Here is a 13,288-nt window from a genome sequence, read left to right on the forward strand (position 1 = left end):
AATTAAGCCATTTAAACAATCAGCAATTCGGTCTTATAGCGCAGGGAACTTCTCACTTTCCTGCTTTCCTTTTAGTTGATCAAGGGCATCTGCTGCATGGTGCACAGGCAACTGGCAGGTTTTATTGTAACATACATAAACAGTGGTTTTGCCGCCAATAGCTACTCTTTGGTTTAAAAGTGGCAATTCACTTTTATCGGTGGTGCCAGCCAGAATTATATTAGGTAAGTAAAAAGAACTGATCTCTGCACGCATTTCCGGAGCTTCTGGGCCTACAATGGCTACTTCTGCGGTTTGAGCTAGTTTGTAGTAATAAAGTATGGCCCAGTTGCTTAGATGTGATGGCTCTTTTAAGACCAGGTCTTTCATTTTAGCCAGCATACTTTCAGATAGTTCGGTGTAGTTATGCTCATCAAAGTATAAACCAAGCAGGTGCAGGTTAATGGCCATCACCGAGTTGGAAGACGGTATCACATTATCGAATAACTCTTTCTTGCGTGCAATTAGCTTTTCAGCCTCCTGGTCTGTGAAGTAGAACATGCATTCCGCTTCATCAAAGAAGTTGTCTAAAGTATAAGCCGTAAGTTCCTTTGCCTGCTGTAGCCAGTCTTCGTTAAAAGTAACTTCATACATCCTTATAAAGGCGTTGATAAGTATGGCGTAATCTTCTAAGAATCCCTCTATAGTCGCTTTACCGTTTTTATAGTTGTGGAAGAGTCTGTTGCCGGTTTTAAAGTTGCGAAGTATAAACTCAGCGTTACGGATAGCCAGTTTCAGAAAGTGCTTGTTGCCAAAAGTATAATAGGCATCTGCAAGGCCCTTCAGCATAAGTGCATTCCAGGAGCACAGTATTTTATCATCTAAGGCAGGCCTTATGCGCTCTGCCCGCACCTGCATGATCTTCTCTTTCCAATTTTGCACCATATCCTGCAGCACTTCCAGCTCAAGTTCATTCTCTTCGGCAAAAGCCTCGTCGCTTATTCTACGGTGCAATATGTTGCGGCCATGCTCAAAATTACCAGCTGCTGTGGCATGGTAATATTTAGAAAAGAGCGGCTCTTCAGAGCCAAATAGCTGGTGCAGTTCATTCTTCGTGAAAGTATAAAATTTGCCTTCTTCACCTTCGCTGTCAGCATCCAGGGAGGAGTAGAAACCACCTTCAGGACTCATCAATTCACGCTCTGCAAAAGCAATGGTCTCATATACTACATCATGGTATAGGGTTTCGCGGGTAGCCTGGTATGCCTCGGCGTAAAGTGAAATTAACTGGCCATTGTCGTATAGCATCTTCTCGAAATGGGGTACGAGCCATTCCTCGTCTACAGAGTAGCGTGCAAAGCCGCCGCCAGCCTGGCCGTAAATGCCACCATAGGCCATTTCGCGCAAGGTCAGGTGGAGGTGTTTTAGTGCTTTTTCGTCGTTGGTATGGTGGTAATAGCGCAACAGCCACAAGTAATTAGTAGGCATCGGGAATTTAGGGGCAGGAGAGAGGCCGCCGTGTTTCCTGTCAAATCTGGAGCTAAGGGCCTGGTATATTTTTGTCAGGTCTTCTTCATGCACCTGTAGCTTGCTTTCCTTTAAACCATATGCCTCCAGTTCGTTTCGGTTCAGGTGTTGGCCAAACTGTTCGGCAGAGCTATCCAGCTCCTGACGGTTTTGTGCAAATGCGGCGGTGATGTTGTGCAGCAGCGTTAGCCATTGCTGTGGCTGAAAGTATGTGCCGCCGTAAAATGGCTTTGCTTCCGGGTTAAGAAAAACGTTTAAAGGCCATCCACCTTGTAAGCCCATTGCCTGCAACGCATCCATGTACACGGCATCTACATCAGGTCTTTCTTCACGATCTACTTTAATGCACACAAAATGCTGGTTCATCACTTCAGCTATCTTCGCATTCTCAAAAGACTGATGCTCCATTACATGGCACCAATGGCAGGCAGCGTAGCCAATGCTTACAATAATGGGTTTGTCTTCCTGCTTTGCTTTTGTAAGCGCTTCCTCTCCCCATGGATGCCAGTCCACTGGGTTATATGCATGTTGCAGTAGGTAAGGGCTACTCTCTTTTATAAGCCTGTTCGCTTTCTTATCCTTAATTTTTGCCATACGATTGCCTTTAATACTTGCCGTGAGATACTAATAATTACGGGCAAGCTGTGCAAAAGTGTTGGGCTGGCTAAAAGGGATGTTGTTAAAGTATAACCTTATCGTGTGATTAGTTGCTGTCGGAGGGTCTGTTGTTCCTGGGTTACATCAATGTTATACTTTTCCGAAAACTGTTTAAGCAATACATCAGTGTTTTTGAGGAAAGCCTGGTGGCTATCGGATTCCGGATGGAAAGGCCTGTGGGCCAGTGCGCGTGATATTTTCTCCCATTCACCGGTAAACTCCTGGAAATGCTCGTCGTAATAGGCTTTCACAAATTTATCCCAGATGTAGTTTTCAGCCAATGTGGTAGGGTGCAGCATGTCGTCTTTGTAATAACGGTAATCCCGCAGGTCGTCCATCATTATCTCAAACGCCGGAAAGTATAGCACATCCTGCTGCCTCTCCTGTAGGTTATGGCAGAGCAGGCGCAACGCAGACTTGCTAACGCTGTTTATGGGAAGCGTTTCCTTAACATGGCGTACAGGGCTAACAGTAAAAAGTACTTTAAGGGCAGGGTTTATACTTTTGAGGTAGTCTAAAGTCTTTTCAAAGTATAACTGCGTGTCCTGCAGGTTTAGAAGCGTGCGGTTAAAATTTTTGGCGGGGAGCTTATGGCAATTGGCAACAATGTTACTTGTTTGGGTTAACTGGTAGGCTACAGCAGTTCCTAATGTAAGAATCAATAGAGAGGAATTCTGTAGATACTGGCTGGTAAGTTGTAAACGTTCCTCTATTTGTTGTAGCAATTTTTCTTTGTCAGGAGAGGAAATGGAAGAGTGCAGATCGTAGGCATACCAAATACCATTATGTTGCACCAGGTGCTCTTCAAAATTATACTTTACGCCTAATGCCGCCTCTAATAACCGGCAAACCGATACCGGGTTAAAGATTGTACCAAACGGATTGGTCAATACATCTACCTTATGCTGCTGCAGTTTAGAGCCAATTACTTCAGCAAAGCAGGAGCCGATAGTCATTACCTTGTCCTGTAACGTCAGGTTGAGCCCCGATTTTGCAATAGTTACTTCTGTACGGAACATAGTGCAGGTATTTGTTAAAGCTTATTAGAGTATAAAACCCGGATTAGTGCAGTAAGCAATCTGAATTTGCACAGTTTATACTTGGCAACATACAACTACTTCTGGTTAATTATACTTTTATTCGCTTTAGTTTGATCCCAAAAGTATAAAAAAAAGCGTTCTGCCTTGTGAGCAGAACGCTTTAATAGTAGTCTTTTTGTACTGTTATTCAGCAACCACGTTGAATTTAATCTGGTGCTTCACTTCTTTATGCAGGTTAAGTGTTGCAGTATATTCACCTGCAGACTTCACATCCTGATCAAAAGAGATACGCTTACGGTCTACATCAAATCCTCTAGCCTTAAGGGCCTCAGAGATCTGAAGTGTAGTAACTGAACCGAAGATCTTGCCAGTCTCGCCAACTTTAGCCGGGATCTCAAGTGTCAGATCACCGATGTTGTTTGCCAACTCCTGTGCATCGCCCTGAATCTTCTCAGCTTTGTGAGCAGCCTGACGGATGTTCTCAGCAACAACTTTTTTGTTTGAAGTGCTTGCAATAACTGCCAGTCCCTGTGGGATAAGGTAGTTACGGCCGTATCCTGGCTTTACTGTTACTGTATCGTTTTTGTAGCCTAGGCCCTTAACGTCATCTTTAAGTATTACTTCCATCGTTTGCCCTCCTTATTTTAAAGAATCTGTTACATAAGGTAAAATAGCAAGGTGTCTTGCTCTGGCAACCGCCTGAGATACTTTGCGCTGGAATTTCAGGCTAGTACCAGTAAGTCTTCTAGGAAGGATCTTACCCTGCTCGTTCACGAACTTAAGCAGGAAGTTTCCGTCTTTGTAGTCGATATACTTAATTCCGCTTTTCTTGAAACGGCAGTATTTCTGACGGTTTTCTTGTTTGTGTACTCTTTCGTTAACTAAGCTCATTACCCTTTAACCTCCTCTTTTTTAGCTTGTGATTTGAACTCTCCGTTTCTTCTGCGCTCGTTGTAAGCAACTGCGTGCTTGTCAAGTACAGTAGTAAGGAAACGAACAACTTTTTCGTCACGGCGATAAGCAAGCTCAAGCGCGTCAACGATGTTCGTTGTAGCCTTAAACTCGATCAGGTGGTAGAAACCTGTAGACTTCTTCTGGATTGGATAAGCCAGTTTGCGAAGACCCCAGTTCTCTTCGTGAATAATGTCGGCGCCATTTTCCTTAAGCACCTGTCTGAACTTCTCGACCGTTTCTTGCATCTGAACATCGCTCAACAGCGGAGTCAGGATGAAGACCGTTTCGTAATTTCTCAATTCCATTCGGTTCGATATAAAATTTTTAATTTAAGCGTGCAAATATAGAAGGAAATATTTTGAATAGCAAATGTGACGGGATTAAATAAGTAGAGTGCTACAGAGTGCGTGTGAAACGGCAGCTGAATCAGTTGGGTAACCGCATCTCTATATTATATATAGTGTAGCGAGGGTTTTCAGATCAACAATTTGAAAACATTCTATTGATAAATATGTTTTTTTTAGGACGCTCCAGGCTTAACACAAAGTGTACTTCTATAAAAAAAATTGCATCAGAATTAATAGTAAAAAACAGCGAAATTTTAAATCTATTATTTAAAATTGTTCTAAATAAAAAGCCTCTGAAAGTAAAAGAAATGGGGTTTTGGCTCTTTGTAGGGAATGCAATGCGTAGTAGTCCAAAAATACACTTATTATATTTGATTAATGGATTTCGCATAGTAAGTTTGTGCCCGTAAAGTAAATTCACCATTATACTAAACACACAAGTGATCTTGGCTATGATTAGCTGTATACTTAAAACTAAATCCAAAATCTTCTTTGCCTTCTTACTTGCGTTGGTAGTTTCTTTTGGCGCCTTTGCCCAAGAGCAAGCTAGCGATCAGGCTGAAGTAGCAACAAAAGGAGTAGAGCCCGGTGCTACGCAAGGCGCAACCACTGATGCAACCCCTGCAGGTGATCCTGCTGTGATTGATGCAGGCGAAGCCCTTTTCAAAAACAACTGTGTAGTTTGTCACTCTGCCGGGACTGATGTTATAGTTGGTCCTGGACTGCAAGGCATCACGCAGAAGAGAAACGAAGGCTGGTTGATCAAGTGGATCAAAAATTCACAGGCTCTGATTGCTGCTGGTGATAAGGATGCCGTAGCCATTTACAACGAGTTCAATAAGCAGGCTATGCCTTCTTTTGCGTTCTCTGACGATGAGGTAAAGTCAATTCTGGCTTATATCAAGTCTGGTAAAGGTGTTGTTTCTGCTCCTGTTGCAGGTCCTGAAGGCGTAACTCCGGGAGAAAATGTAGGCACAGAGGCTATTGGCGCGGTTGGTAATTACCTGGATATAGTACTTGTTGTGCTTATCGTAGTGTTGATCGTTCTGGTGGTGACACTCTTACTGATTACCTCTCTTCTTAAGAACTACCTTAATAAGAACCGTAAGCTGGATGAGTACGATAACGAGGTGGTAAACCAGCGTTTCGATTTCTCCAAGATATACAAATCAAAAGCTGTACGCACGCTTGTAGTGCTCATCTTTGTGGTAGTACTGTTGGACCTTACAATTGATAAAGTAATGGGAATCGGTATTCAGCAGGGATATGCACCAAAGCAGCCAATTGCTTTCTCGCACAAACTGCACGCTGGTGAGCATCAGATTAACTGTAACTACTGCCACACAACAGTTTACGAAAGCAAGAGTGCCAGCATTCCTTCAGCGAACATCTGTATGAACTGCCACAGTCAGATCAAAACAGAGTCTCCTGAAATTCAGAAAATATACAAAGCTATTGAGCGTAACAGACCAATCGAGTGGGTGCGTATTCATAACCTGCCTGATCTGGCATACTTTAATCACTCCCAGCACACCCAGGTTGGTGGCGTAGAGTGCCAGACCTGCCATGGTCCAATTGAGGAAATGGATGTTGTTTACCAGTATTCTCCACTAACAATGGGCTGGTGTATCGACTGCCACCGCGAAACTCCGCTTAACACAGAAGGCAACGAGTACTACGACAAGCTTGTAGAGCTGCATGAGTCATCTTCTAAAGGAGCCTTTACGGTGTCATCGAATGGTGGTACAGAGTGTTCTAAGTGCCACTATTAATCAATATCATTTCATTTAGTATTCGAGTTTTCTAGATATTAATATGCAAGACAGAATAAAATACTGGAAAGGAATTGAGGAGTTAAATAACACTCCTGAGTTCGCGAAGCACGCTCATAACGAGTTTCCAGAATTCCTGCCACTAGACGAAGCGAAAGGTGAAAGCTCGTCTTCTAACGGTAAAACCCAGCGCAGGGACTTTTTAAAGCTTCTTGGCTTTAGTATGGCTGCAGTTTCTCTGGCTTCATGCGAAGCTCCAGTAAGAAAGGCAATTCCTTACTTAAACAAACCAGTAGACGTAGAGCCTGGTGTAGCTAACTGGTACGCTTCTACTTACTACCTGAACGGTGATTATAACAGCATCCTTGTTAAAACACGTGAAGGTCGTCCGATCAAAATTGAGCCAAATCCTTCTTCATCTGTAACACCATACGGTACCAGCTCAAGAGCACAGGCATCTGTACTTGGTGTTTATGATAACAACCGTCTTCGTTTCCCTTTGATTAAAGGTAAAGAAGCGAAGTGGGAAGAAGTAGATAAGCAAATTGCTTCCCGATTGGCTTCTGTAAGCGGTAAGGTTGCATTAGTGTCCTCAACAATTATCAGCCCTTCAACCAAGCAGCTGATTGATGAGTTCGGGTCACGCTTCAGCAACTTTGAGCATGTAATGTACGATGCAAACTCTGCTTCAGCGCTGCTTGCAGCAAACGGTGGCGTATTCCCTGGTTATGATTTCAGCAAGGCTAATATCATTGTAAGCATTGGCGCTGATTTCTTAGGTACATGGGGTGCACCGATTCCTTTTGCAAAGCAGTATATCCAAAACAGAAAAATAGACGCCGACAATCCTACGATGTCACGTCACTACCAGTTTGAAACAATTCTTTCGATGACTGGCGGTAACGCTGATATTCGTGTACCTATTAAGCCATCTGAAGAGGCGGCTGTAGTTACGGCTATATATAACGCAATTACAGGAGGTGGTTCAGCATCGGCTAATGTTGGTGATGCAAAAGCACTTGCTGCTGCAATTAAGGACCTTCAGGCTAACACAGGCAAAGCCCTTGTGGTATCTGGCTCAAATGATCCTGGAGTACAGGCGATGGTAACTGCCATTAACCGCGCATTAGGAGCAGAAGGTACAACTATTGATTCAGCTTCTCCATACTTTACAAAGCAGGGTAACGATGCTCAGATGATCCGTCTGATCAACGATATGAATGCTGGTTCGGTTGGCGCTGTATTCTTCTACAATGCAAACCCTGCATTCGATCATCCACTTGCTGATAAAGTAATTAGCGGACTTCAGAAAGTTGGCCTTAAAGTATCTTTTGCCGACAGGGCAGACGAAACAGCATCTCTGGTAGACTTTGTTACTCCGGATAACCACTACCTGGAGTCTTGGAACGACTTTGAGCCGAAGAAAGGATTCCTGAGCATCGCGCAACCGGTGATCAGCCCAATCTTTACTACACGCCAGATGCAGGATAGCTTACTGACGTGGAGCGGTAACAACACCAACTTCTACGAGTATATCCGCAATAACTGGAGAAAATCGGCTACCGGCGACTTTAATAAATTCTGGGAGAAAGCCGTACACGACGGTGTGCTGGAAAACGGTACAAGCATGCTGAAAGTGGCTGCTCCTACCGTAGCTGTATCTACGTCAACTAGAACTGTTAAGCCAACTGGAATTGAGGCTGTACTTTACGAAAAAGTAGGTATAGGCTCAGGCGCTGAGGCGAACAACCCTTGGTTGCAGGAATTGCCAGATCCTATTTCTAAAGCTACATGGGGTAACTACGTAGCAATGCCAATTGCTTTGGCAAAAGAGATGGGTGTTGTGCAAGGTGATGTAATGGCTGTTACTTTAGCCAACGGTAAAACGATTGAGCTTCCAGCCCTTATTCAACCAGGTCAGGCAAACGGTACTGTAGGTATAGCTATGGGTTATGGCCGTGAGCTTGATTCTGCTCCTGTTGCAAAAGGCTTAGGTGCTAATGCAATAGCAGTGGCTACAGTAGTTGATAATGGCTTGGCTTATAGCAGTTCAGTTCAGCTTAAGAAAACAGGTTCTACATCTCCGATTGCTCAGACACAGACACACCACACGATCATGGATCGTTTGGTTGTTCAGGATAACACGCTTGCAAATTATAAAGCTAACCCTAAAGAGGTAACAGAATACATTCGCATTGCAACCCACGAAGGGCCTGCAAAGCCAGCTGCTATCTCCCTTTGGGATGATTACGAGTACAAAAACCACCACTGGGGTATGGTTATCGACCTTAACTCATGTATTGGTTGCGGATCTTGTACGATCAGTTGTAATGTAGAGAACAACATACCTGTGGTTGGTAAGGCAGAAGTTCTTAATCGCCGTGAAATGCACTGGATGCGTATCGACAGATACTACAGCGCTGTAGAGCACGAAGAGAAAGACTATGCTACAATGGAAAATCCGGCTGAGAACCCTTCAGTTATTTTCCAGCCAATGCTTTGCCAGCACTGTAACCACGCACCATGTGAAACGGTTTGCCCGGTAGCTGCAACGATGCATAGCTCTGAAGGTATAAACCAGATGGTTTACAACCGTTGTGTTGGTACACGTTACTGCGCTAACAACTGCCCTTATAAAGTACGTCGCTTCAACTGGTTTGCTTATGCAAACAACGATAAGTTCAACTTCAACGAGCCAATGAACAACGATCTTGGCAAAATGGTGTTGAACCCGGATGTAACCGTTCGTGGCAGAGGTGTAATGGAGAAATGCTCGTTCTGTGTTCAGCGTGTGCAGCTAGGTAAGCTAGAGGCAAAACGTGAAAACAGAAGACCTAAAGACGGTGAAATCGTGACAGCATGTGCGCAGTCTTGCCCAACTGAAGCGATCGTGTTCGGTGATATGAAGGATCCTGAGAGCCGCATATCCAGAATATTACAGCGTCAGAAAGGTGAGCGTGCGTTCCACGTACTGGAGGAGCTTAACGTTCAGCCAAACGTAACATACCTGACTAAAATTAGAAACTTAGCTTAAAAATAAAATTTCGAGAGCGTTATGCAGCATGTATCTCCGATAAGAGAGCCTCTAGTAACGGGGGGTAAAACATACCACGACATCACCGAAGATGTCTGCAGACAAGTGGAGGCAAAACCCAACGCACGTTGGGCAGCCGCTCTTGCTGTATCGTTAGTCGGCTTAGCTATATTTATGTACTCGGTTTACCGTACCTTATGGTTTGGTATTGGCGAGTGGGGATTGAATAAGACAGTAGGCTGGGCATGGGATATCACCAACTTCGTATGGTGGGTAGGTATTGGTCACGCCGGTACACTGATCTCAGCTATCCTTCTGTTGTTCCGCCAGAAATGGAGAACTTCTATCAACCGTGCAGCCGAGGCGATGACAATTTTCGCCGTAATCTGCGCAGCAATGTTCCCGGTACTTCACATGGGACGACCTTGGTTGGCTTACTGGGTTCTTCCATTGCCAAACACCTTTGGTTCGCTTTGGGTTAACTTTAACTCACCGCTTCTTTGGGACGTATTCGCAATTTCAACGTATTTCTCTGTTTCCCTGGTATTCTGGTACATTGGTCTTATTCCTGACTTTGCTACCATCCGCGACAGAGCTACAGGTCCTATAGCGAGAAGAGCATATTCAGTACTTTCTTTCGGATGGACTGGTTCAGCTAAAGCATGGTCACGTTACGAAACCGTATCATTGATTCTTGCTGGTCTTGCAACGCCGCTTGTACTATCTGTACACACCATCGTATCAATGGACTTTGCAACGTCTGTAATTCCAGGCTGGCATACGACAATCTTCCCCCCATACTTTGTGGCAGGTGCGATTTTCTCTGGTTTTGCCATGGTGTTAACCCTAATGATTATTACCAGAAAAACTTTCAAGCTCGAGCACTACATAACACTGGAGCACGTGGAGTCTATGAACAAGGTAATTATCCTGACAGGTTCAATCGTGGGTATAGCTTATACTACGGAGTTCTTCATTGCCTGGTACTCAGGTGTGGAGTATGAGCAGTATGCATTTATCAACCGTGCCTTCGGGCCATACTGGTGGGCTTACTGGTCAATGATGACTTGTAACGTAATTACTCCTCAGTTATTCTGGTTCAGAAAGATCAGAAGAAGCCTAACCGCTACATTCATCATCTCTATCTTTGTGAATATCGGTATGTGGTTCGAGCGTTTCGTAATTATCGTAACCTCGCTACACAGAGACTACCTTCCATCTTCATGGGCAATGTTCTCTCCGACAATGATAGATGTTGGGGTATATGTAGGAACAATTGGTCTGTTCTTCACGCTTTTCTTCTTATTTGCTAAGTTCTTCCCAGTTGTTAACATGGCTGAAGTAAAAGCAATCTTGAAGTCATCATCTGGTGTGACGCATAACCCACACAAGACCATGCATGGCACTGATAAGGATTTGAACACTAATACACATCACAGCAATGAATAAGAAATTTGTTCTAGGTATTTATGATGATGAAGATGTGCTGTTAACAGCCATCGAAAACATCCGCGCTGCCGGTACTAAGATTTACGATGTATTTTCACCATATCCTGTACACGGAATTGATGATGTGTTAGGTATAAAGCGCTCAAGATTACCAATCGTAGCTTTCTTCTGCGGTTTGTTCGGAACATCGTTCGCACTTTGGATGCAAATCTGGATGCTGGGTTTTGACTGGCCAATGATTATTGGTGGTAAACCCCACATTTCGCTTCCTGCTTTTATCCCGGTAACATTTGAATTAACCGTACTTTGTGCGGCATTCGGCATGGTGATCACTTTCTTTATCGTGAGTAAGTTAAAACCATCGCTGCGAGTGAATGTATTCGATAAGCGCTCTACAGACGATAAGTTTGTTATGGCTATTGAAGTGAAAGAAGGAGTGACTGATTTATCTGCTTTAAATAACCTGCTTCGCACAAACGGTGCAATAGAAGTTAATGAGAAGGAGGTAGTAAAATAATGAAAAGACTATCTAAAATGGGCCTTAGAGCCTCAGCTATACTTTTTTCATCTGCATTGGTAGTTGCATGCAGCAACGACCAGAATCCAGGTCTGGAGTATGCGCCGGATATGTATCATTCTGTTCCGCTTGATCCATATTCTCAGATAAAAGAGAACAAGTTTAACCCAGGTGGCATGAACATGCGTCAGCCTGCAGAAGGTACTGTAGCACGTGGTAAAATGGGCTATAACGATTATCTAACTAAGGATGATGCTGAAACTGCTGGAGTTGAATTAACTAATCCGCTACAGCGTAATACAATCAACCTGGAAGAAGGTAAAGTATTGTATACAAGATTCTGCTCACCATGCCACGGAGAACAAGGTGATGGTCAGGGATTGGTGGGCCAGAAGTTTAAAGGTGTACCATCTTATACTGCTGGTCGTGTTGCTACACTGCCTGGCGGCCATATCTATCACGTAATTGCAAACGGTAGAGGTCGTATGATGCCGCATGGATCACAAGTATCTCCAACTGAGCGTTGGAAAATTGTAATGTATGTGCAGCAGCTTCAAAAAGGTGAAACAGCAACAGCTGTAGATGCTGATTCTCAAGTTAAAGATGAAGCAAGTGGTGAGTCTATAACAGACAATCCTGTAACTGGCACACCTTCAGGAACTCCAACTAAAGAAACACCTAAAAACTAAGTCTAAGGCATAACTATAAAGGATAATGACAGAAGAAAGACTCATCATTTCCAGAAAAACGAACAACAAGTTTTTCTTAATGATAGCTATAGGTGTTGTGTTACTTATAGCAGGCATAATCTTTATGGCCGCAGGCGGAGTAGCTGATCATGGCGAAGGTCACGGTGAGGCTGCTGCAGCAGGCCATGAAGCAGCATCATGGACAAAAAGATTATTTGTAAACCTATGGCTTAATAACGTTTACTTCACAGGTATCGCTATTGTAGGTTTATTTTTTGTAGCAGTACAATATGTGGCATATGCAGGTTGGTCTGTTTTGATTAAGCGTATACCGGAGGCTCTTAGCTACTACCTGCCGATTGGTGCAGGTGTAATGCTTTTTGTTTTCTTTTTAGGCGGTCATGATATTTTCCACTGGACACATGATTACCTTTACAATCAGTACCTGGAAGATGGAGTTACTCCAAACCCACAATATGACCCAATTATAGCTGGTAAGGCAGGGTATTTAAATACTCCGTTCTTCCTTATAAGAATGGTGATATTCTTTGCTCTTTGGATCTTGTTCTTTAACTGGTTAAGAAGAAATTCAATTAACGAAGATATTAACGGCGGTACTTCTTACTATCACAAAAGCATTCGTATTTCTGCAATGTTCTTGGTAGTGTTTGGTATATCTTCTTCTATTGCGGCATGGGACTGGGTATTATCGATTGATACGCACTGGTTCTCAACAATGTTTGCATGGTACGTATTTGCAAGCTGGTTTGTATCAGGCTTGGCAGCAACCACGCTAACAGTGATCATCTTGAAGCAGAACGGTTACCTTAAAATGGTAAATGCAAACCATCTGCACGATCTAGGTAAATTTGTTTTTGCTTTCTCTATTTTCTGGACCTATGTGTGGTTCTCTCAATTTATGCTGATCTGGTATGCAAACATACCTGAAGAATCAATCTATTTTATTGAGCGACTAAGTGGAAACAATGGAAAGTATACCTGGATATTTTTCTTTAACCTGTTGATAAACTTTGCCTTTCCTTTCCTTGTTCTAATGACAAGAGATGCAAAGCGCCAAATGATTATGTTAAAGATTGTAACTATCGCGATTCTGATTGGCCACTGGTTCGACTTCTACCTTATGATGATGCCAGGTACAATGCGTGGCGATGCAGGTTTAGGGTTCATAGAAATTGGTACGGCACTTATATTCCTGGGTGTATTCCTGATTACCTTTACTAAAGGGTTAACCAAGGCATCTTTGGTACCGGTAAATCACCCGTTCCTGGAGGAGAGTGTTCACCATCATGTTTAGAGACTTTA

Annotated in this window: 11 protein-coding genes; 6 read left to right on the top strand and 5 right to left on the bottom strand. The window is 43.4% G+C overall.

Going from position 1 to position 13,288, the window contains the following annotated elements; genetic code table 11:
* Nucleotides 1-33: 33 nt before the first annotated feature.
* The 5 genes from K0O23_RS14175 to rpsF all read right to left on the bottom strand — a co-directional run bounded on the left by K0O23_RS14175 (nucleotide 34) and on the right by rpsF (nucleotide 4,462).
* The gene (locus tag K0O23_RS14175) at nucleotides 34-2,100 is read right to left on the bottom strand and encodes a thioredoxin domain-containing protein (protein WP_219878097.1); all 2,067 of its coding nucleotides are present in this window, start codon (nucleotides 2,098-2,100) and stop codon (nucleotides 34-36) included.
* A 98-nt stretch (nucleotides 2,101-2,198) separates the two neighbouring features.
* Nucleotides 2,199-3,182, bottom strand: coding sequence for a GSCFA domain-containing protein (locus tag K0O23_RS14180; RefSeq protein ID WP_219878098.1), 984 nt, complete (start codon nucleotides 3,180-3,182; stop codon nucleotides 2,199-2,201).
* Nucleotides 3,183-3,386: 204 nt separating this feature from the next.
* Nucleotides 3,387-3,830 carry a 50S ribosomal protein L9 gene (gene rplI / locus K0O23_RS14185; RefSeq protein ID WP_219878099.1) on the bottom strand — a complete coding sequence of 148 codons (444 nt, stop codon included), beginning with the start codon at nucleotides 3,828-3,830 and terminating at the stop codon, nucleotides 3,387-3,389.
* A gap of 12 nt (nucleotides 3,831-3,842) precedes the next feature.
* Nucleotides 3,843-4,094, bottom strand: coding sequence for a 30S ribosomal protein S18 (gene rpsR, locus K0O23_RS14190; protein WP_007652662.1), 252 nt, complete (start codon nucleotides 4,092-4,094; stop codon nucleotides 3,843-3,845).
* Nucleotides 4,094-4,462 (bottom strand): 30S ribosomal protein S6, encoded by a 369-nt coding sequence (gene rpsF / locus K0O23_RS14195; RefSeq protein WP_219878100.1) that lies wholly within the window; start codon nucleotides 4,460-4,462, stop codon nucleotides 4,094-4,096. Before rpsF ends, rpsR begins: the two co-directional genes overlap by 1 nt.
* A gap of 494 nt (nucleotides 4,463-4,956) precedes the next feature.
* Between rpsF and K0O23_RS14200 the strand changes: the two genes are divergently transcribed.
* Genes K0O23_RS14200 through K0O23_RS14225 form a run of 6 tightly spaced genes read left to right on the top strand, consistent with a single transcriptional unit; the run spans nucleotide 4,957 to nucleotide 13,280 of the window.
* Nucleotides 4,957-6,276, top strand: coding sequence for a c-type cytochrome (locus K0O23_RS14200; protein WP_219878101.1), 1,320 nt, complete (start codon nucleotides 4,957-4,959; stop codon nucleotides 6,274-6,276).
* 43 nt (nucleotides 6,277-6,319) lie between these two features.
* Nucleotides 6,320-9,310, top strand: coding sequence for a TAT-variant-translocated molybdopterin oxidoreductase (locus K0O23_RS14205; protein ID WP_219878102.1), 2,991 nt, complete (start codon nucleotides 6,320-6,322; stop codon nucleotides 9,308-9,310).
* A 21-nt stretch (nucleotides 9,311-9,331) separates the two neighbouring features.
* Nucleotides 9,332-10,759, top strand: coding sequence for an NrfD/PsrC family molybdoenzyme membrane anchor subunit (gene nrfD, locus K0O23_RS14210; RefSeq protein ID WP_219878103.1), 1,428 nt, complete (start codon nucleotides 9,332-9,334; stop codon nucleotides 10,757-10,759).
* Complete coding sequence (locus K0O23_RS14215) at nucleotides 10,752-11,276, top strand: DUF3341 domain-containing protein (RefSeq protein WP_219878104.1); 525 nt, start codon at nucleotides 10,752-10,754, stop codon at nucleotides 11,274-11,276. Before nrfD ends, K0O23_RS14215 begins: the two co-directional genes overlap by 8 nt.
* Nucleotides 11,276-11,965: a c-type cytochrome gene (locus K0O23_RS14220; protein WP_219878105.1), complete on the top strand. Its 690-nt coding sequence runs from the start codon at nucleotides 11,276-11,278 to the stop codon at nucleotides 11,963-11,965. Before K0O23_RS14215 ends, K0O23_RS14220 begins: the two co-directional genes overlap by 1 nt.
* A 25-nt stretch (nucleotides 11,966-11,990) precedes the next feature.
* Nucleotides 11,991-13,280, top strand: coding sequence for a quinol:cytochrome C oxidoreductase (locus K0O23_RS14225; protein ID WP_219878106.1), 1,290 nt, complete (start codon nucleotides 11,991-11,993; stop codon nucleotides 13,278-13,280).
* The last annotated feature ends 8 nt before the right edge of the window (nucleotides 13,281-13,288 follow it).

The sequence above is a fragment of the Pontibacter aydingkolensis genome (assembly GCF_019443125.1).
GTDB classification, from domain to species: domain Bacteria; phylum Bacteroidota; class Bacteroidia; order Cytophagales; family Hymenobacteraceae; genus Pontibacter; species Pontibacter aydingkolensis.